Source organism: Pseudomonas sp. SH10-3B (genome assembly GCF_019891415.1).
Taxonomy (GTDB): domain Bacteria; phylum Pseudomonadota; class Gammaproteobacteria; order Pseudomonadales; family Pseudomonadaceae; genus Aquipseudomonas.
This window is the reverse complement of sequence record NZ_JAFLXD010000050.1, coordinates 18,069-35,906: the sequence shown is the minus strand read 5'-3', so window position 1 is coordinate 35,906 and position 17,838 is coordinate 18,069. Positions and strand designations below refer to the sequence as shown.

Annotated in this window: 21 protein-coding genes, 1 pseudogene and 1 riboswitch; of the genes and pseudogenes, 10 read left to right on the top strand and 12 right to left on the bottom strand. The window is 60.8% G+C overall.

Annotated features, from left to right (window positions below):
• Nucleotides 1–19: 19 nt before the first annotated feature.
• Nucleotides 20–376 carry a response regulator gene (locus J1G35_RS26345; RefSeq protein WP_053128816.1) on the top strand — a complete coding sequence of 119 codons (357 nt, stop codon included), beginning with the start codon at nt 20–22 and terminating at the stop codon, nt 374–376.
• Nucleotides 377–378: 2 nt separating this feature from the next.
• On the opposite strand, the gene J1G35_RS26340 is transcribed toward J1G35_RS26345, so the two are convergent.
• The gene (locus J1G35_RS26340) at nt 379–684 is read right to left on the bottom strand and encodes a protealysin inhibitor emfourin (protein ID WP_053128815.1); all 306 of its coding nucleotides are present in this window, start codon (nt 682–684) and stop codon (nt 379–381) included.
• A gap of 14 nt (nt 685–698) precedes the next feature.
• A complete protein-coding gene (locus J1G35_RS26335; RefSeq protein WP_053128814.1) occupies nt 699–1,760 on the bottom strand; it encodes a M4 family metallopeptidase in 1,062 nt (353 codons plus the stop codon).
• Nucleotides 1,761–1,892: 132 nt separating this feature from the next.
• On the opposite strand from J1G35_RS26335, the gene J1G35_RS26330 reads away from it, so the two are divergent.
• The 4 genes from J1G35_RS26330 to J1G35_RS26315 all read left to right on the top strand — a co-directional run bounded on the left by J1G35_RS26330 (nt 1,893) and on the right by J1G35_RS26315 (nt 5,941).
• A complete protein-coding gene (locus J1G35_RS26330) occupies nt 1,893–2,822 on the top strand; it encodes a DNA/RNA non-specific endonuclease (protein WP_223016440.1) in 930 nt (309 codons plus the stop codon).
• Between the two features lie 36 nt (nt 2,823–2,858).
• Nucleotides 2,859–3,053, top strand: a riboswitch (cobalamin riboswitch).
• Nucleotides 3,054–3,168: 115 nt separating this feature from the next.
• Nucleotides 3,169–4,179 (top strand): ABC transporter substrate-binding protein, encoded by a 1,011-nt coding sequence (locus J1G35_RS26325; RefSeq protein WP_223016439.1) that lies wholly within the window; start codon nt 3,169–3,171, stop codon nt 4,177–4,179.
• Entirely contained in the window at nt 4,176–5,180 is a 1,005-nt protein-coding gene (locus J1G35_RS26320; RefSeq protein WP_053128810.1) for an iron ABC transporter permease, read from the top strand. The genes J1G35_RS26325 and J1G35_RS26320 overlap by 4 nt, the downstream gene beginning before the upstream one ends.
• Nucleotides 5,177–5,941, top strand: a complete 765-nt coding sequence (locus tag J1G35_RS26315) for an ABC transporter ATP-binding protein (RefSeq protein WP_223016438.1) — start codon at nt 5,177–5,179, stop codon at nt 5,939–5,941. The genes J1G35_RS26320 and J1G35_RS26315 overlap by 4 nt, the downstream gene beginning before the upstream one ends.
• Nucleotides 5,942–6,297: 356 nt before the next feature.
• Here the strand turns inward: J1G35_RS26315 and J1G35_RS26310 are convergent, their stop codons facing one another.
• From J1G35_RS26310 to J1G35_RS26290, 5 genes are all read right to left on the bottom strand, one after another.
• Nucleotides 6,298–6,837, bottom strand: a complete 540-nt coding sequence (locus tag J1G35_RS26310; RefSeq protein ID WP_256243901.1) for a hypothetical protein — start codon at nt 6,835–6,837, stop codon at nt 6,298–6,300.
• Between the two features lie 110 nt (nt 6,838–6,947).
• Nucleotides 6,948–7,871: an alpha/beta hydrolase fold domain-containing protein gene (locus tag J1G35_RS26305; protein ID WP_223016437.1), complete on the bottom strand. Its 924-nt coding sequence runs from the start codon at nt 7,869–7,871 to the stop codon at nt 6,948–6,950.
• The gene (locus tag J1G35_RS26300) at nt 7,871–8,311 is read right to left on the bottom strand and encodes a TspO/MBR family protein (RefSeq protein WP_053132581.1); all 441 of its coding nucleotides are present in this window, start codon (nt 8,309–8,311) and stop codon (nt 7,871–7,873) included. The genes J1G35_RS26305 and J1G35_RS26300 overlap by 1 nt, the downstream gene beginning before the upstream one ends.
• A 134-nt stretch (nt 8,312–8,445) precedes the next feature.
• Nucleotides 8,446–9,015: a nucleotidyltransferase family protein gene (locus J1G35_RS26295; protein ID WP_223016436.1), complete on the bottom strand. Its 570-nt coding sequence runs from the start codon at nt 9,013–9,015 to the stop codon at nt 8,446–8,448.
• An 87-nt stretch (nt 9,016–9,102) separates the two neighbouring features.
• Complete coding sequence (locus J1G35_RS26290; protein WP_053132588.1) at nt 9,103–9,336, bottom strand: hypothetical protein; 234 nt, start codon at nt 9,334–9,336, stop codon at nt 9,103–9,105.
• Between the two features lie 213 nt (nt 9,337–9,549).
• Here J1G35_RS26290 and J1G35_RS31080 point away from each other — a divergent pair, with 213 nt between their 5' ends.
• Together J1G35_RS31080 and J1G35_RS26285 are read left to right on the top strand one after the other, a co-directional pair.
• On the top strand, nt 9,550–9,678 hold the full coding sequence (locus J1G35_RS31080) for a hypothetical protein (protein WP_256243902.1): 129 nt from the start codon (nt 9,550–9,552) through the stop codon (nt 9,676–9,678).
• Between the two features lie 37 nt (nt 9,679–9,715).
• The gene (locus tag J1G35_RS26285; protein WP_223016435.1) at nt 9,716–10,225 is read left to right on the top strand and encodes a hypothetical protein; all 510 of its coding nucleotides are present in this window, start codon (nt 9,716–9,718) and stop codon (nt 10,223–10,225) included.
• Between the two features lie 403 nt (nt 10,226–10,628).
• Here the strand turns inward: J1G35_RS26285 and J1G35_RS26280 are convergent, their stop codons facing one another.
• The 3 genes from J1G35_RS26280 to J1G35_RS26270 all read right to left on the bottom strand — a co-directional run bounded on the left by J1G35_RS26280 (nt 10,629) and on the right by J1G35_RS26270 (nt 14,638).
• Nucleotides 10,629–13,058, bottom strand: a complete 2,430-nt coding sequence (locus J1G35_RS26280) for a TonB-dependent receptor (protein WP_223016434.1) — start codon at nt 13,056–13,058, stop codon at nt 10,629–10,631.
• 79 nt (nt 13,059–13,137) lie between these two features.
• Complete coding sequence (locus J1G35_RS26275; protein WP_053132599.1) at nt 13,138–14,106, bottom strand: FecR domain-containing protein; 969 nt, start codon at nt 14,104–14,106, stop codon at nt 13,138–13,140.
• Nucleotides 14,099–14,638 carry a sigma-70 family RNA polymerase sigma factor gene (locus J1G35_RS26270; RefSeq protein WP_053132602.1) on the bottom strand — a complete coding sequence of 180 codons (540 nt, stop codon included), beginning with the start codon at nt 14,636–14,638 and terminating at the stop codon, nt 14,099–14,101. Before J1G35_RS26270 ends, J1G35_RS26275 begins: the two co-directional genes overlap by 8 nt.
• Nucleotides 14,639–14,867: 229 nt before the next feature.
• Between J1G35_RS26270 and J1G35_RS26265 the strand changes: the two genes are divergently transcribed.
• On the top strand, nt 14,868–15,491 hold the full coding sequence (locus tag J1G35_RS26265; RefSeq protein ID WP_223016433.1) for an SMI1/KNR4 family protein: 624 nt from the start codon (nt 14,868–14,870) through the stop codon (nt 15,489–15,491).
• A gap of 6 nt (nt 15,492–15,497) precedes the next feature.
• On the opposite strand, the pseudogene J1G35_RS31075 reads toward J1G35_RS26265, so the two are convergent.
• Nucleotides 15,498–15,605 (bottom strand): annotated as a pseudogene (locus J1G35_RS31075) (GNAT family N-acetyltransferase); the annotation flags it as partial.
• Nucleotides 15,606–15,868: 263 nt separating this feature from the next.
• Here J1G35_RS31075 and J1G35_RS26260 point away from each other — a divergent pair.
• Nucleotides 15,869–16,348 carry a DUF3757 domain-containing protein gene (locus J1G35_RS26260; RefSeq protein WP_223016432.1) on the top strand — a complete coding sequence of 160 codons (480 nt, stop codon included), beginning with the start codon at nt 15,869–15,871 and terminating at the stop codon, nt 16,346–16,348.
• Nucleotides 16,349–16,553: 205 nt separating this feature from the next.
• Here J1G35_RS26260 and J1G35_RS26255 read toward each other — a convergent pair whose 3' ends face one another.
• A complete protein-coding gene (locus tag J1G35_RS26255) occupies nt 16,554–17,276 on the bottom strand; it encodes a hypothetical protein (protein ID WP_223016431.1) in 723 nt (240 codons plus the stop codon).
• A gap of 142 nt (nt 17,277–17,418) precedes the next feature.
• Here J1G35_RS26255 and J1G35_RS26250 point away from each other — a divergent pair, with 142 nt between their 5' ends.
• Complete coding sequence (locus J1G35_RS26250; RefSeq protein WP_223016430.1) at nt 17,419–17,787, top strand: cupin domain-containing protein; 369 nt, start codon at nt 17,419–17,421, stop codon at nt 17,785–17,787.
• The last annotated feature ends 51 nt before the right edge of the window (nt 17,788–17,838 follow it).

Sequence of the window (17,838 nt, the reverse complement as noted above, 5' to 3'; positions counted from 1 at the left end):
TCGGGTAGGTTGAATTGACATGGCCACTATCCTGGTCGTCGATGACGAGTACTTGATCGCCGATATCCTTGCCTATGCACTGGAAGATGAGGGGTTCATGGTCGTCACAGCTGGCAATGGGAAAAAAGCGCTGGAGGTGCTGGAGCGAGAACGGCCGTCGCTGATCATTACCGATTTCATGATGCCGGTGATGGACGGAGAGGAGTTCGCCGAAGCGGTGCGTGCACTGCCGGCCGTCAAGCACCTGCCGATTATCCTGATCAGCGGCGCGCAGGCCCATATCGGCATGCAGCGCTCGGACCTGTTCGATGCGGTGCTGGACAAGCCGTTCGACATCGACAAAATCATTACCAAGGTGAAGGATCTGCTGGCGTGACCTCAACTGCGGATATGCCGGCGCACACACTGCACCAGCCCATCCAGCGCCTGCGACTTCACCGGCGCGAGCACGCACACCGTATGTTCCTGCTGGCCTTCTTTCACGGTCAGGGTGTAATGCACCTGGCCCGGCTTTCCGGGCTCTGGCGCGGTGCTTTGCGGCAACTGAAAGAAGTTTGAAGCCTCGATCAGTTGCCGCAACTCTTGCTGGTCCGGCTCGGGCAACGTATTCAACTCCACCGTACGAGGTGTGGCCAAACCCGGAAAAAACGCCGGTCCGCCGTTTTCCTTGATCGATATTTTCATGGCTGTTCCTCACGTCAGACGTTAATGCCAACCGCTTTCCAGCCCTCCTTGACCGCCTTGTGCTCATCCTTATTCGCGCCGTAGAGACGACCGGCTATATCGTAGGTTATACGCGCGAAACGCAAAAACCCCGAGTTCGGCCGCAACCGTGCATCGCGCAGCGCGTCATACCAGATACGCCCTGCTCGCTCCCAGGCGAACCCGCCCAACCTGGTCGCCACTTGATAGAACGCATGGTTGGGAATCCCGGAATTGATATGCACCCCGCCATTGTCATCGTAGGTCTGGACAAAATCATCCATATGCCCCGGCTGAGGGTCCTTGCCCAGCAGCTTGTCATCAAACGCGGTACCGGGGGCCTTCATCGAACGCAGCGCAGACCCTTTGATCTTTTTGGTGAACAACCCTTTGCCGATCAACCAATCGGCGTCTTCGGCCGTTTGCTTCAACGCATACTGCTTGATCAGTGAGCCGAACACGTCTGAGAGCGACTCGTTGAGCGCGCCGGACTGATTGAAATACATCAGCTTGGCCTCGTCCTCAGTGACGCCGTGGGCCAATTCATGGCCAATCACGTCGAGGGCCACGGTGAAGCGGTTGAACAACTGCTCATCGCCATCACCAAACACCATCTGGGTCGAGTTCCAGAACGCATTGTTATAGTTCTGGCCAAAGTGAACGGTGGCGTCCAGCGCCATGCCGGCATCGTCGATGGAGTTGCGGTCGAACACCTCTTCGAAAAAATCGAACGTGGCACCCAGGCCGTCATAAGCTTCGTCCACGGCGGCGTCGCCACTGGCGGGCTGGCCTTCACCCCGGATCAGCTTGCCCGGCAGGCTGTCGGTGCCTTCGGCGCTGTAGATCGAGCGCCGTTTACCAGCGCCCATGACCAGGGCCATGTGGGCCGGCCCCTTGGCGGGCACTGCGACCATGCGCAGCGAGCGGAACGTGCTGTCCTTGGCGCGGGTGCGCAGCGCGATTTCGCGTTGGGCCTTATCACCGTGACGCGCGATCTGGTCGAGCATGTACGGCGGGATCAGGCAGAAAATCGGATTGCGGTAGTGGCGATCACACATGGGCTGGCTCCATTTTTGGCGTGTGGTGAAGCTCCAGGTAACCGCTTGAGGATAGCCCCCAGAGGGTTAACGCGTGTCATCAATTGTCATCAACCTATGTTGCAGTCGTGTTTATCCAAGGAGGACTTACCCATGCCAGCCCGTAAAGCCAAAATCGACCTTGCGCACCGTCCAAGACTCGCCGATCTGCGCCCGTTGATCACGACCACCCCCACGCTGATGGAGGCCCGGGCGGCGGCGCCCCGTGTCACCGCCGCCAAGGATCTAAAGGACCGGCGCGGCTATGCAGCAGACTTTCTCAGCAGCTTCGTGGTGCCCTGGCCCACGGCAGACGAGGCGTTGGCGGATGACGTAGAACCCCTGCGCCTGGACTACACGCATTTCTCGGTGACGATGTCGCGTTCCCGACGACTGGCGCTCTACGTCGGCGTGAATATCGACGGCGGGCAGCATGTGGAGATTATCCGCAGCAATGACACGTGGGCCTACGATGGTCGCCTGCCGATCAGCGCGCAGGTGGGCGAAGCGCTCTACACCAACAACGGCCTGGATCGTGGGCACCTGGTGCGCCGCCAAGACCCCAACTGGGGCGACGAGGCAAAAACCGCCAACCTCGACACCTTCCACTTCACCAACTGCTCGCCGCAGATGAGCGGGTTCAACCAGAAGACCTGGCTGGAACTGGAAGACTACATCCTCGATAACACGCAACGCTGGAAAGCCCGGGCCACGGTGTTCAGCGGCCCGGTGTTCGCCGACGACGACCGTCTCTACCGTGGCATCCGAATCCCCAAGGCGTTCTGGAAAGTGGTGGCCTACCTCAGCGACGACGGCAAGCCCTGCGCCAGTGCCTACATGATCGACCAAAGCCGCGAACTGGGTCAGCTCGACCTGATGTTCGGCCAGGTCAGGACCTACCAGCGCAGCGTGATCCAGATCGAACAATTGACCGGTATCCGCTTCGCCAACCTGGCGGACTACGACGGTTTCAGCAACGAGGAGCGCGCCACCGGGACGCGAATTGAAGCGCTGATCCAGGGCCCTGAGGATATTCGTGTCTGACTGGGCGCCCCTCGGGCTGTATCGCCTCGCCCTAATCAACTACCATACCGCGCCGGTTCCCAAACGGGACTAATAGGGAATCCGAAGCGCGGTATGCCGCGTCAATCGGAACTGCCCCCGCAACTGTAGATGCCGAGCCTGCTCCCCACTGCCACTGGACCACGTCCGGGAAGGCCGGAGCGTGGCGACGACGCATCAGTCAGGAGACCTGCCGGCCCAGCAAAATCACTAACCGGCGGGGTGTCCGGGAAGGACATCCTTACCTGCCCGACCGGCAGTGTTCGAGGGCGTATTTCCGAACTGTACCTCCCCTGTTCCCACGTACGGTTCACACGGAGATTGCCTCATGCTGCCACGCGTTACCGCCCTGATCAGTGCCCTGGGTTTCTGCGCCCTGGCCCAAGCCGCGCCAACTCAGTACCCGCTTACCCTGGAAAACTGCGGCAGCACCCTCACCTTCCAGCAGTCCCCCGCGCGCAGCGTGACCATCGGCCAGGCCGCCACGGAAATGCTCTATGCCCTGGGCGTAGGCGACCGTGTGGTGGGCACCTCGCTGTGGTTCAACAACGTGTTGCCACAGTACGAAGCACAGAACGACGGCATCGAGCGCCTGGCCAACAACGAGCCCAGCTTCGAAGCGGTAATCGCCAAGCGCCCGCAACTGGTGGCCGCCGAGCTGGAATGGGTGGTGGGCCCGCAGGGCGTGGTCGGCACCCGCGAGCAGTTCCACGACCTGAAGATCCCCACCTACCTGCTGCCCTCCGACTGCGAAGGCAAGGACAACCTGGTGGGCGCCGACGGCACGCGGCTGGAGCCGTTCCGTATCGAGACGATCTACAAGAGCATCAGCCAGCTGGCGCAGATTTTCGACGTACAGGATCGCGGCCAACACCTGAACGACGAGCTCAAGGCGCGCCTGGCCAAATCCGTGGCCACCGTGCAGAGCAAAGGCCTCAAGCAGGCCAGCGCGCTGGTGTGGTTCTCCAGTTCCGAAATGGCCAGCGACCCGTACGTGGCGGGCCACAAGGGTATTCCGGAGTTCATGCTCGAAACCCTCGGCCTGCACAACGTGGTGCAATCCGATGAAGAATGGCCCGCCGTCGGCTGGGAAACCATCGCCAAGGCCAACCCGACCTTCCTGGTGATCGCCCGCATGGACCGCCGCCGCTATCCCGCCGACGACCATGAAAAGAAACTCGCTTTCCTGCGCAGCGACCCGGTCACGCGCAACATGGACGCGGTGAAAAACAACCGCATCATCATCCTCGACGCCCTGGCGCTGCAGGCCAGCATCCGCACGTTCGATGGCCTGGAACAACTGGCCACGGCCATCGACGGCTACAACCTGCCGAAATGATCCGGACCTTACTCGCCCTGGCGCTATTGCTGATCGCCGTCCTCGCCGGCGTGGCCATTGGTGAAACCGCCATCGATCCGCTGGTGGTGCTGCAGGTGCTCGCCAACAAACTGTGGGCAGCCGGTTACGTGCTGGACCCGATCGATGAAGGCGTGGTGTGGAACTACCGCCTCACCCGCGCCCTGGTTGCCGCCGCCTGCGGTGCAGGGCTGGCCACCTGCGGGGTGATTTTGCAGTCATTGCTGCGCAACCCGCTGGCCGATCCGTACCTGCTGGGTATCAGCGCCGGCGCCTCGACCGGCGCGGTGTTGGTGGCGCTGATGGGCGTGGGCGGCGGGCTGATTTCACTCTCGGCCGGCGCATTTGTCGGCGCGATGGCGGCGTTCGCCCTGGTGATCTTGCTGGCGCGGGCCAGCGGTTCGTCCAGCGGCACCGGGCAGATCATCCTCGCAGGCATCGCCGGGTCACAGCTGTTCAATGCGCTCACGGCGTTCCTGATCACCAAGTCCGCCAGCTCCGAACAGGCGCGCGGCATCATGTTCTGGCTGCTGGGCAACCTCAGCGGCGTGCGCTGGCCGTCGGTGTGGCTGGCAGTGCCGGTGGCGGTCACGGGCTTGGTGGTGTGCCTGTGGCATCGGCGCGCGTTGGATGCGTTCACCTTCGGCACCGACTCGGCCGCGTCCCTGGGCATCCCGGTGCGCCGCGTGCAGTTTGTGCTGGTGGGGTGCGCGGCGCTGGTGACGGCGGTGATGGTGTCGATTGTCGGCTCCATCGGTTTTGTCGGCCTGGTGATCCCCCACGCGGTGCGCCTGTTGCTCGGCACCGGGCATTCGCGCCTGCTGCCGGCCAGTGCGCTGGGCGGCGCGTTATTTTTGATTGCGGCCGATGTGTTGTCGCGCACCTTGATCAAGGGCCAGGTGATTCCGGTCGGCGTGGTGACGGCGCTGGTGGGCGCGCCGGTGTTTGCACTGATCCTGATTGGCCGGAGGAATGCGCGATGAGCGTACTGAGTTGCACCGGGCTGGGCTTCAAGGTGCGCGAGGCCGAGTTGCTGCGCGATATTCACCTGGAGGTTCAATTGGGTGAAACCCTGGGGATTGTCGGGCCGAATGGCTCCGGCAAATCCACCCTGCTCAAACTGCTCGCCGGCTTGCGCACGCCGGCCAGCGGCGACGTGCGCCTGGGCGGGCAACGCCTGGGCGACCTGTCCCGCCGTGCCATCGCACAACAGCTGGCGGTGGTGGAACAACAGGCCGACACCGACGACGCCATCCGCGTGTTCGACGCCGTCGCGCTGGGCCGTACACCGTGGCTGTCAGCGCTGAGCCCGTGGTCCGGCGAAGACGACGCCATCGTGCGCCAGGCCCTGCATGATGTGGACGCCACCCACCTGAGCCACCGCGCCTGGCGCAGCCTCTCCGGCGGCGAGCGCCAGCGCGTACACATCGCCCGCGCCCTGGCGCAACGGCCGCAGATCCTGTTGCTGGATGAGCCGACCAATCACCTGGACATCCAGCATCAACTGGCGATTTTGAAAGGCGTGCAAGGGTTGCCGGTGACCACCCTCATCGCCCTGCATGACCTGAATCAAGCGCTGACCTGTGATCGCCTGGCCGTGCTGGATCGTGGGCGCCTGGTAGCACTGGGCAAGCCGCTGGACGTACTCACGCCGGAGCGCTTGCGGGAGACATTCGGGGTGCAGGCGCATTACCTGACGGACCCGTTTGATGGGGCGCAGATACTGCGGTTGCGGTCTAACTGAACCCACTACACCCGAGATCCTAATGTGGGAGGGGCTTGCCACCGATAGCGGTGTGCCAGTCGACACTGCTATCGGGCATAGGTATCTACGCACCGTTGGCTAAACGCTGGGCAGATAGGGCTGTTGTGGCGAGCGGGCTTGTCCCGCGTTGGGCTGCGTAGCAGCCCCAAAACCAGCCTCTACAGAGTGTCTGATACACCGCGTTCTTCTTGACTGGGGCTGCTGCGCAGCCCAACGCGGGACAAGCCCGCTCGCCACAGGGAGATTTGTCAGAGTCTGGAAGTTGTGGAGATACCTATGGCTATCAAAGATCGACGGCAGATCGGTCACCATCGCCGGCCTCAACTTCAGCGCATTCATTCGCGCAACTCACACACAGCACTGCCCTTCATACCGGAGGCGTGCACGCTCACATGGCGCACGGAAAAACCGGGGTTTTCGACGAGTTTTCTCTCTTCCCAAGCCCCACCGCTGGCGACCTGATAACCAATGGTGCCGTCCGCTTGCCAGGTCAGGCGCAAGGTGTATACGCCGCGTTGGTCGGGGGCCCGATGGAAGAACGTATCGATGACCGGCTTGGCTTTGTTGAAGGTACGCAGTTGGAACAAACGCTGATCACTGCCGGCTGGCGTGTAGCTGGAAAGAAACAGGGTGTCGTCCTCGGCAGCGTCCTCGGCAGCCGCAAGAATCACCGACGGTACCCACTTTTCGCCGCGGTCCTGGTTGTCGGTGGTGACCTTGCAGGTCAACTGGCCTGTTCCGGTAACGTTCTGGCGCAGAACGGTCTCATACATCCCATAGGGCACGTCGAACGTCAGTGTTTTTTCGGTGACCTGGCCACAGCCTGCCAGCAGATACAGCGCCGATAGACCGATGACTCCTTGGAGAATCTTCACGTGCTTTCCTTGGCTTGGGGGAATATTTGGAGAAGACAGCGTACCCGGCCCACGGGTAAAAGGGGATGGCAATCGATTTAGAAAATAAGCGCCACCTGCCTGGGGAGAATTCACTTTTCTCCCTCGACGTGCTTCGTTATCCACTTGCGGCTGTAAGCAAGCACGCCATCGGCCATCGCCACCGGAAAATGAATAAATCCATGGGCCGACTCCGGCAACAGGTGTACTTCCGCCCTGGGCCACCGCTCTGCAATCAACAGCGTGTCATCCTTGAGCGGGTCCAACTCTCCCACAAACATCAACGCCGGGGGCAGCCCTTCAAAGTCGCCATACAACGGCGATAACGGTGGATGCCTGCGCTCATCATCACTCAGCCCGGGCGTGAGCATGCGCAACGCCTCCACCATCCCAGGCCCATCCAGCACCAACGTTTCAGGGCCCGCAGCGCGTACGCTCGGTGTGCCGGTCAGGTCGTAAACGCCGTAATACAACACCGCGCCGCTTATGCGCTTGAGCAGTTCCGGCCATTGCTTGAGGGCCAGCAACGTCGCCGCCGCCAGATGCCCACCGGCCGATTCGCCGACGACGATGACCGGCAGGCCGGCAAACTCATCGGCACTGAGTAACCAGCGCGCCGCCGCCAAACAATCCGCCATCAGCCCCTCGACCGGCGTGTCGACCGCCAGCCGATAATCCACCGACACCACCGCCACGTCACACGCCTGCAGCATGCCCAGGTTGAGGTCGTCATCCATCTGCGCATTGCCGATCACCCAGCCGCCGCCGTGGATATCCAGCACCACGCCTTTGGGCTTGCCGCTTGGCCGCAGGATGCGCACGGGGACGTTGTCGACAACCCTGCTTTCAGCCGGTGTGGCGCGCTTGAGCGTTTGACTGACGCGCAACAGCGCCTGGATCAAACGCGGCGTGATGCGGTTGCGGATCTTGAAGCGCGGCAGCCAGGCCAGCTTCTGATTGAAGCGGCGCATCTGGGCCAGTTCCGCTTCGCTGGCGGGCCAAGGTTGGTGGGCCATCAGCGGTTATTGCGCAGGATCGAGAAATTCAACGCGGCCGCCACACACAGCCACGCCAGGTACGGGAACAGGATCAAGCCGGTGATCAGGTCCAGGCGAACGGCCAATACCACCATTGCTGCCACGGTGATCCACAGCAACACGATGATCACCATCCCGGCCAGGAGGTGATGCGCGCCGAAGAACACCGGCGTCCACAGCGTGTTCAATGCAATCTGCGCAGCCCACAGCGCCAGTACCATCTGACTGCCAGGAATCAGGCTCAAGCGATAACCGGCCCAGGCCAGCAGCAGGTAGATGATCGTCCACGCAACCGGGAACAACCAATTGGGCGGAGTAAAGCTGGGTTTGACGAGGGATTCGTACCAGGCGCCGGGTTTGAAAATAACACCGGTACTGGCAGCGGCGGCGCAGGCTAGCAGGAAGATAAAGAAAGTCATCGTCTGTCCTTGGCGGGAGTGGTTTGAATCTTGGACGTGCAGCACCCACGTAAAAGTTCAGCGCAAATCAACGGTAGGAGCGAGCTTGCTCGCGAAAATCGCCAACGATAACGCAGCGCCCCCAGCCAAAGCATTCAGGCATCCCCAACCCCTACAATCCTCAGCCAAGGCCAGCGTGCCTGATAACTGCGCGCCTTCTGCTCAAACAACGCCAACTCCGGATGCCGCGGGTTAATCCGCAAAATCCCCTGTTCCACGTCCTCCAACCCATAGGGCGCATACACCTCGCCCGTGGCAATCTCCAAGCCGATGCACGTACCGGCCACCAGATAACGATCGACCCCGTCGCGTGCTGAATGCAACTGCGGATAAGGCCGACCAAAGCGCTGCCCGTACCAAAGGTGCACCCGCGCCTGGTTCTTGACCTCGACATTGACGCCCAGGTCTTTGAACAACTCGTCCGACGCACGAATCACCGCGTCTTCCGCCTCGTAAGACACGTCGGTATCGAAGTAAAAAACGTCGTAGTCCTTCACGCCCTGATCGGCAGACAGATTCGCCTGATGGTTCCACACCGCCTGGAACAGGCAGCCTGCCGTGAGCATGCACTGATCCACACCAAGGTCAGGCAGGCGCGCCGTGATTTCGGCGTTGATGGGGTTGGCCATGGCCAGTTCGAGCAGGGTTTCGACGGTCAATGTCATGCTGACTCCTTCGTCATCGGTACGGTCTTGGGGAACAACCGTACAACATTGAGCACCGCGTACGACGCATGGAGTAATCCGCGCCCATCAGCCCTTCAACTCACCCGCCCGATTACTCGCCGCATCGTCGTAAGCCACATACAACGACTCGGCGATTTGGCTTTTGATGGCTTTGGTGGATTCCAACCCGAGCACAAAACCTTCCGCCTTGCCGCCGGCACGGTTGAGTTCTTCATGAGTGGAGGCACCGGTGATGGCGTCAAGCAGCTTGATGGCGTGAGGGCCTACGCCTTTGGGAAGGCTGATTTGGTCGATGGACATGGGCGATACCTTGAAAGAGAGAGATCGGTAGCGCGTGGAACCACTGCCGGGGGTGGCATGGTAGACCGTTATACGCGGCAAGGGGCTGTTTTCCAGGTGAGCCTGATTAACCCCTTTAAACTCAGGATGCCTGATTCATGGCATTTCACTCTCATGCATCGCCCCGGCCGCGCTTCATCGGGCGAGCCCGCACACCTCATGGATGCCCAAGACATGCGGGACACTATCCGAGTGGTGCGCTTGACTCACGCCAACGACACACCGATGCAAGCCTTCACAATAGAATACGACCGCTGCCTGGCGCTGCGGGCCAAGAAGCATGCGGCGGCGGCAGCGAACTGACCCATGCACACGCTCTACCGAAATTAATAGGGAAATTATGAAGCCTCTTTACCTGTGTTCCATTCTGCTGCTTGCGGGCTGCACCCCAGCGCCGAAATACCTAGTGCCTGCGGGGGCGCCTCACGCGCTTATTCGCAGCGAATTGGTGTCGATGGAGAATCGTCGTAACAGCGTGTCTCTGGTCGAGGCGCCTGCCATCGGCTGCAAATACGGCAGAACCGTGGCGACTTCGCCGGGAGGGCAATTGGTGTCCGTTCGTAAGAATGTATCGACGCCGGAGGGGTTTTTCCCGATTGAAGCCGGCAAGCCGCTGCACTTGGTGATGCGCGGCGCGGCCAAGGGCAATCGCTCGTGCAGCATAGCGTTTGTCAGCGAATTTGCGCCGGGCGCACGTTATGTGATCAAAGGAGGAATCGTCGACAGCCCGGACACGCTGAGCGGTTGTTACATCGACATATTCAATGTCGATTCGGGCGCGCGCGTCCCCAAGACCGATGAGCCGAAGATGGACCGCAATTGTGCGTTGGACCGGCTACCGACGCTCTAGTGGGAAATTGCCCCCTACCTGAGCACCCTTTGGCGCTGCATGTGACCGCCCATTTGCATTGGACTTAACCATTGATGTGCAGGCGCCTCTTGCGCGCCAAAGCATTCTCCAAGCACCGCAGTTGGATGTGGGCTTGGAGCGTAGCGGCATGGGATGCTATACGACACTTATCGGGTGTGATATCAGACAAAGATATCGATTAACGAATAGTTAGGGACAACTAACGATGCGTCCCAAAAGTGCTTATAGCCTGGTTGTTTTCAGCAGTCTTATTATTAGCTCCGGCTGTACATCATATGAATCCAAGCCAGTCATCAAAAGAGTACTTGACGGGATTAAGTCTCGGCTTGATTCCTTTTTTCCTGCCCACGCCCGTCCCTGGACGTAGGCCACACACCACCGCTTAGAAGCTGTACCGCGCAGTCAGTTTGAAATTACGCGGGTCGCCGTAGATGTCGTACGGCTCATAGCCGCCATTGGCGATGCTGACGTAGTAAGTACGGTCGAACAGGTTGTTTACGTTGAACTGCAGATCCAGGTGCTCGTTGGCCTTGTAGCCTGCCACCAGGCCGGCCACGGTGTACGAGCCCTGGCGGTTTTCCCATGCGCTGGTACCGCTGCCGCCTGCGGTGCGGATCTGGCTCTGTTGGTAGACATCACCGCCAATGCGCCAGCGGTGCAGGTCGCCGGGCAGGGTGTAGATCGTGGACACTTTGAACATCTGGCGCGGCAGTCGGCGGTTAAAGTCCTGGCCTTCCAGGGACTCATTGGCGTCGCTGACGTATTTCGTCTGGGTGTAGGTGTACCCGCCGGCCAGTTGCCAGTTTTCGGTCAGGGCACCCTGGATTTCCAGGTCTACGCCCCGGCTGCGCACCAGGCCGGACGCCTCGTAGCACGAGCTGACGGCGGTTGTCCCGCAGCCTTTGACATCAGTCAGTTCCTGGGCGCGATTTTTCTGATCGATCTGGAAAACCGCCAGGCTGGCGTTCAGTGCGCCATCAAAGTATTCGCCCTTGATGCCCACTTCGTAGTTCTCACCCACGATAGGCTCGACCACTTGTCCACCGAGGCCTTTTTCGGTCTGCGGCTTGAAGATATCGGTGTAGCTGACATAGACCGAGTGATGGGTGTCCAGGTCATAGACCAGGCCGGCATAGCGGGTCAGATTGCGCGTGACCTTGTAGCTGCTCTCAGGGGTTGCCCGGCTTTCGAATTCGTACCAGTCCAAACGGCCGCCGAGAATCAGCGACAGCGGATCGGTCAAGCGCAGGCGGGTGCTGGCATAGAAGCTGTCCTGGGTGGTTGTCTCGAGACGGCCGTTGGGGCCCTTGACGATATTCGGCTTGGTATGACCACGAGGGTCCCACGCGAACAGATCGACGTTACTGTCGATGAAACTTTCCCACAGCTTGCCGGTACGATAATCCAGCTGGCGCTTGCTGGCGCCCACGGTCACGTCATGTTCCCGGCCCATGAATTGGAAGGGGCCGCTGAGGGCCAGGTCGTAACCTTTTTCCTTCTGCTCCATGGCTTGCGTCCATAGATAGTGGCGGTTGTAGCCCCAGATGGAAGAGGCCAGCACGTCGGTGTTGGTCGTCGCCTGCATGGCGGCCATGCGCAGCTTCCAGTCGTTGGCGAAGCCATGCTCCAGGGTCGCGAAATAACCGGTGGTGCGGTTGTCCATGTACTCGTAGTCATGCCCCAGGAAGGTATCCCGTGGCAGTCCCAGGTGACCGCCGCCACGGGCCATGGGCAAGCCGCCCCAGACGTAGTTGGTGTGGTCCTTCTGCCGGTAGGCACCCACCGTCAGGGTGGTGGTATCGCTCAGGTCGGCGTCGACGACGCCGTAGTACAGGTCAGCGTCACTCTCGACCGACTCGCGGAAGCTTTTCGAGTCCTGGCGCGAGAGCACGGTACGGGCGCGCAAAGTGCCACTTTCATTGAGCGGGCCGCCGACGTCCAGGGTGCTGCTGTAGTCATCCCAACTGCCGGCACTGCCGGTGAGGGTGGCCTGGAATTTTTGCGTCGGGCGCTTGCGCACCAGGTTGATGGCGCCAGCAGGGCTGCCGGCACCCTGGGCCAGGCCGGTGGCGCCGCGAACGATCTCCACCCGGTCATACATGGCCAGGTTGGCTTCGCTGCTGGGTATGTAGGTCAGGAAGCTGGTGGGAAAACCGTCGTACATGATGGTGTCGACGTCGAACCCGCGCGCGCTGAACGTGGGCCGCCCAGCCCCGCCGGAGCTATTCAGAAAAATCCCCGGCGCACTTTGGGCGACATCACTGATGGTGGTCATGGCCTTGTCGTCCATGCGCTGACGTGTGACCACACTGACCGACTGCGGCGTTTCGCGCAGGGTCAGGGGCAGTTTGGTCGCCGTCTGCATGGCGCCGGTGGTGTAGGAGCCGCTGTTCTCGGTGGTCTGCGCCAGGTTCTGACCAGTAATGTTGGTAGCGCCCAGTTCCAGACTGGCGCCGGTGGCCTGCGGTGTCAGCACGTACAGGCCATTCCCCTGCGGTAAAGCTTGCAGACCGGTGCCCTTGAGCAATTGCTGCAGGCCACCTTCCACGCTGGTCGCAGCATTCAGGCCAGGGCTGCGCAAACCTTCCACCAGGGCCGGTTCGATGGGCAGTGTGATATTCGCCTGGCTGGCGAATTCGGAGAGGCTGCTGCTCAGGTTACCGGCTGGCACGTGATAAGTACGGTTCTGCTGGGCGCTTTGCTCGGCAGCCTGCAGCGATGCAGCAGTCAGGCTACCGCCCGCGATAATCAGACCCAGTGCGGCAGCGTGTACTGCCCGCGCCAGTGGTTGCATGCCCTGCTTCGTCGCCATGTTACCGTCCCTGCCCTGTAAAATTGATGTGGTTACAGGAGGGACACGCAAGCGGGAGAAAACACGACAATGATTCTTATTAAGCCTGTACGCGCGCCGTGACAGTGACCCAGTAGGCGGTGCGGTAGTGGACGCTCACCGGCAGAGTCTGGCTCAGGGCGCGGAGAATCTGGTCGATATCGCGCAACTGGAAGGCGCCTGAAATCAGCAGCCCGGCCACGGCTGGATCGCAACGCAGCAGGCCAGGTCGATAGCGACCCAACTCAGTGATGAAGTCATCGAGGCGCATCTTTTCCGCACGCAGCACGCCGCTGAGCCAGTCGAGACGATTCTGCGCCAGTTTCACTGCGGGTTCCGCCGCCTGGCTGTTGACATGGGTCTGCTGGCCGGTCGCCAGACGCATCAGGCCTTCATCACCCCGTGACAGCCGCGGGCGCACCTGGACAGCGCCTTCCAGCGCGGCGAGGTACGTCGTATGCGGGTACTGGCGCAGCAGGAAGCGGCTGCCAAGCAGGGTGATTTCCGCTTCGGCGGTATCGACGATGAACGGCCGCATGGCGGGCTCGCGAGGCACCTCGACGAGCATCTCTCCGGCAATGAGGCGCACGCGGCGAACGCTGTCGTCGTAAGCAATATCGACGGCGCTGCCGGTGTTCAGGCGAATCTGCGCGCCATCCGGCAGGTGCAGGGCACGCTGCTCGCCCGTGGCCGTGCGCTCATCTGCCTGCCACTCGCGCCACGGTAGACTCCGGTGTGCGGCAAGCCCCAGCGGAGCGGCGACGATCAGCAGTGCCAGGGTCTTGAGCGCCCTTCGGCGGTCCAGGCTGCGCGGCCGCTCCAGCGCAGCCCGTCCGGCACCACCGGCAATCTGTTGGGTTCGGGCGCTGAATCGCTCGGCCAGTTGCCAGGCGCGTTCGTGATCAGCGTGCTGCGCGCGCCATTCGGCACCGGCGGCATGCTCGGCCGCGCAGGCGCTGCTGTTCTGCAAACGCACAAACCAGCCGGCCGCTTCACGGGCAATACGCCGGTCGATGGGCGTCTCACTCATGCAACGCGCCCTGGCTGGCAAGCACGATGCATTCTTCGAAAGCCCGTGCAAGGTAGCGTTGCACCGACCGCACGTTGAGATTCATGCGGCTGGCAATCTCTTCCTGTGTATACCCCTCCAACTGCGCCATCAGGAACGCCTGTCGGTGCTTGGCTGGCAACACGGCAAGCACCTGGTCGATCTCGTCGAGAGCCTCCAGCACCAAGGCCTGATGCTCCAGCGACGGCGCCAGTTCTTCCGGCGTTTGCGCCAGCGCGTCCAGGTAGGCTTGCTCCAGCGAGCGGCGGCGGTAAAGGTTGATGGTCAGGCGATTGGCGATAGTCGCCAGGTAGGCGCGCGGCGTCGCGACGTTCAACGGCTCGTCGGGCGCACGGCAGAGCAGCCGCACAAACGTATCCTGGGCCAGGTCCGCCGCATCGGCGGCATTGCCCAGACGATTGCGCAGCCAGCCCTGCAGCCAGCCGTGATGATGGCTGTAGAGCTGATCGATGGACTGATGCCGGTGGACACTTGCCGATGAAGTAGACTGCACGGGATAGGCTAAACATTAATGAGAATTTGTCGCATTCTAACAGCGTGAGTTCAGGTTCGTACACGTAAAGGTGCTGGTTTCGTTGAATAATGTCCGTGTGCTGTTGATCGTGATCGAGCTGCTTCTGACTGAACGCAGTCGACAGCGGGAGTCTTATGTTCTGAAAGCACATCGAAACCGGGGAATGGGCGCTCTATTATGATTTTTACTAAGGTTGCGCGAGGCCTCAATGACTGACTACCGTGGATTAATCCTCGACGACACCCGGGAAGGAGCCCCTGACCCCGCCATCTCGCAACTGGAAGCCAGCCTCGGCGCACGCCTGCCGGAGGATTACCGGCAGTTTCTCCAGACCTGCAACGGCGCCACTGTGGATTACGACGTGCTGGCCACCATGAGCAATGGCGATGAAGAATTGCTGAGCTTTTTGTTGTATGGCCTGGACCCGGACGAAACGTATGAGTCCAACCCCTATGAACTGGAGCAACTGCGCAAGCAACCGGGCTTCCCCGCCACAGGGTTGCTGCCGATCGGCCGCGATGGCGGCGCGAGTGTCTTGCTGCTGGACCTGCGCGAAGGTCGCCAGGACGTGGGCGCGATGGTAGCGGGGTTACCCGCATGGACGGGGCGCCGCCAGCAAGGCGATGAATACGTCGTGTTGGCGGATTCGTTCAATGCCTACCTGGACTTGCTGCACCTGTCGCAGGAACGGATCGTGGAACATATCAATCACTTCGTCATCAGCGCTGACACGATCGAGGCGACACTGGAGTGGCTGGATCAAGGCAGCCCGGGTTGGCGGGAGCGCTATAGGGATATATGGAATGCAAGGGTTGTGGATAAGCCGATCTGAAGGCTGGCGTACGGGGTCGAATCGCCCGACGCGCTCCAGACTTTCACGCATGGCTTCAATTCGAATGGCGACAAGATCCTCCAAGTCGCTGTGTTGAGTGGGGACCAGGACCACCGGGGAGTTCTAATTGAGGGTGACAGGCATATTTTGCGCTCTGAACATGGTGAATCAAACGTGACGTCGAGCCACAAGCGGGTCCACTGATCGCATCCGCAGCTTGAACATTTTCTACACACACCGCATGAGCCTCTCACAGATTCATCCTGCTGCGTGTGTAGCCTGCCGTTATTCCGAATCCATCTGCCGACCTGTCAACATTCACAGTATCCGCCCCGGCTGTCACCGTTCAGAGTGATTACTCAGCCGAGGAATTCACCATGCACATCTCAAATTCGAGCCTACTGTCCATTCGCGCAGCGTCAATGATGTTGCTGTGTCCTGCGGTACTGTTCAGCCTTTCAGCCTGTATATCGAGTTCTAATAACAACACGGCCGGCAGCATGTGCCCGGGTATCGGAAGCATCCATCAGACCAAAGAGGTACAAGGCTATAGCTACACCGCCATCTCGCCCGGCAGCGGCTGGAAAGGTGAGAACCCCTATGCACAAGAGCACTACCTCAAAGGAATGAAATTCGAGTCCGCCGCTATTCGTACTGCGCAGCAAAGCGAAGGCCAGCGCGAGTACTATTTCGTAGCCTGTGACTACGAGGGGCCGGAGCAGTTTGCATTTTTGAGAATGTCTCAACGCTTCCCTGTACGACCTCGCGCGGTAGGCCCTAATTGGACGGCAGACGACTTCTGCCGAGCGGGTGCGGTTGAGGGTTGCCAATTCACGATATTCACCGAAGTGCCGTGATAGATCTTCGCTGTAAGCTGATGTGCTAAGCGAACCCGGCGATTGGCGCCTGCGCCTGGCCAAGGTGCATACGGCCAAGGGGTGAGTGCGCCTCTTCACTCGTTGGGATGCGGATAAAACTGTGGTCATGCTGATTTTTGCAGGGATTGAATCGCGCAGGCGGTGCTGAACCACCTGCACGGCTTCATTTTTACCCCACAGTAGGTCACGCCTGCGCGCTGAACCGCTGTATTCCACGCCGCTCATACATCGCCGCTTCCGTCGCTTGCGTCGCCTGCTCGCCTTTGTAATGCAGTTGTTGGATAAAAGTCCGGTCCTTAGCCCCCTTGATATCCGACGGGTCGTGATCCCTGAGTAGAGGCGCCAGATCAAGGGTCTTGGCGAAGTTTTCGTTAGTCAGGCTGTAAAACCCCAGGCCCGACCAGACCGAATCGGCGTCCACCGTATCGATGGCGGCGTTGCGGTAGGCGACGGCTGCGGTTTTCAGGCCAAGGGATTGATTGAGCAACTCCGTCAGCCGTTTGGTATCCGAGCTGCTGAGCTGGCCGGCCGAATCCAGCACTTTCAGGCGGCCATCGGCCTCGACGGTGAAGCCGTATTTTTTGCCGGCCAAGTCGGGAGCGGTGGCCGACAGCGCTGACTCGAATGCCTTGAAGGAGGCCTTCAGCGTATTGAACGCGCTGTTGGAAATTTCGACGAGTCGAGGGTGGTCTGGCGACTGGGTCCGACCGACCCAGACGTCGACCACCTCCAGCGGTTCCAACGTAGTGCTCGCTGAGCCACTGGGATGGTAGACGGCCGCCGGAGCGGCGTTTGCCAACGCTTCTTTCGCGGCATCTGTCAGTGGCTGGGCCACGAGCTTCTGGTCGGAAGGCGTAAGGCTGGTGTTGGCCGGCGGGAGATAGGCAGCGCTGACTGAAAGAGCCATTTTATCGATCCTTGATTGGCGGGTTCATGCAGGTTATCGACGGCAAAGGGCCGAGCTTTAAGCGGCCAACGTGCAGGATCGTACAAGCCAGACGCTTCGTTGCCTCGATAGTCTGGCCCTCTTACCTACCAGAGGATGGATCATGGCTACGTCACAACCGGTAAACCTCGCGCAAAAGGCCTCGCTCATCAACGAGCAGTGGAGCCCCAGGGTCGTCGCCGAAATGAACGACTACCAGTTCAAGGTGGTGCGCATCGAAGGGGAGTTCATCTGGCACTCGCACTCGGAAACCGACGAAGCATTCCTGGTGCTGGAAGGGACGCTGCGTATCGATCTGCCGAAAGGCCCGGTGTATGTGGCGGCGGGCGAGCTGTATGTGGTCCCGCGTGGCGTTGAACATCGGACCGCCGCCGAGGGTGAGGCGAAGCTGATGATGATCGAACCTCGGGGCATCCTGAACACCGGCCATGAAGGCGGCGAACGTACGGCCACGAATGATCTGTGGATCTGAAAAAGTGGCGCGGGTGAACCCATAGCCTTACAGCGTGAGGCTCTTGTAGTG

Bases quoted from the DNA above. Each gene is read 5' to 3' on its own strand.
- J1G35_RS26250 (WP_223016430.1), top strand. From the start codon at position 17,419: ATGGCTACGTCACAACCGGTAAACCTCGCGCAAAAGGCCTCGCTCATC.
- J1G35_RS26280 (WP_223016434.1), bottom strand. From the start codon at position 13,058: ATGGCGACGAAGCAGGGCATGCAACCACTGGCGCGGGCAGTACACGCT.
- J1G35_RS26275 (WP_053132599.1), bottom strand. From the start codon at position 14,106: ATGAGTGAGACGCCCATCGACCGGCGTATTGCCCGTGAAGCGGCCGGC.
- J1G35_RS26300 (WP_053132581.1), bottom strand. From the start codon at position 8,311: ATGACTTTCTTTATCTTCCTGCTAGCCTGCGCCGCCGCTGCCAGTACC.
- J1G35_RS26345 (WP_053128816.1), top strand. From the start codon at position 20: ATGGCCACTATCCTGGTCGTCGATGACGAGTACTTGATCGCCGATATC.
- J1G35_RS26320 (WP_053128810.1), top strand. From the start codon at position 4,176: ATGATCCGGACCTTACTCGCCCTGGCGCTATTGCTGATCGCCGTCCTC.
- J1G35_RS26290 (WP_053132588.1), bottom strand. From the start codon at position 9,336: ATGTCCATCGACCAAATCAGCCTTCCCAAAGGCGTAGGCCCTCACGCC.
- J1G35_RS26255 (WP_223016431.1), bottom strand. From the start codon at position 17,276: ATGGCTCTTTCAGTCAGCGCTGCCTATCTCCCGCCGGCCAACACCAGC.
- J1G35_RS26260 (WP_223016432.1), top strand. From the start codon at position 15,869: ATGCACATCTCAAATTCGAGCCTACTGTCCATTCGCGCAGCGTCAATG.
- J1G35_RS26295 (WP_223016436.1), bottom strand. From the start codon at position 9,015: ATGACATTGACCGTCGAAACCCTGCTCGAACTGGCCATGGCCAACCCC.
- J1G35_RS26325 (WP_223016439.1), top strand. From the start codon at position 3,169: ATGCTGCCACGCGTTACCGCCCTGATCAGTGCCCTGGGTTTCTGCGCC.
- J1G35_RS31080 (WP_256243902.1), top strand. From the start codon at position 9,550: ATGCGGGACACTATCCGAGTGGTGCGCTTGACTCACGCCAACGACACA.
- J1G35_RS26265 (WP_223016433.1), top strand. From the start codon at position 14,868: ATGACTGACTACCGTGGATTAATCCTCGACGACACCCGGGAAGGAGCC.
- J1G35_RS26315 (WP_223016438.1), top strand. From the start codon at position 5,177: ATGAGCGTACTGAGTTGCACCGGGCTGGGCTTCAAGGTGCGCGAGGCC.
- J1G35_RS26285 (WP_223016435.1), top strand. From the start codon at position 9,716: ATGAAGCCTCTTTACCTGTGTTCCATTCTGCTGCTTGCGGGCTGCACC.
- J1G35_RS26330 (WP_223016440.1), top strand. From the start codon at position 1,893: ATGCCAGCCCGTAAAGCCAAAATCGACCTTGCGCACCGTCCAAGACTC.
- J1G35_RS26305 (WP_223016437.1), bottom strand. From the start codon at position 7,871: ATGGCCCACCAACCTTGGCCCGCCAGCGAAGCGGAACTGGCCCAGATG.
- J1G35_RS26340 (WP_053128815.1), bottom strand. From the start codon at position 684: ATGAAAATATCGATCAAGGAAAACGGCGGACCGGCGTTTTTTCCGGGT.
- J1G35_RS26335 (WP_053128814.1), bottom strand. From the start codon at position 1,760: ATGTGTGATCGCCACTACCGCAATCCGATTTTCTGCCTGATCCCGCCG.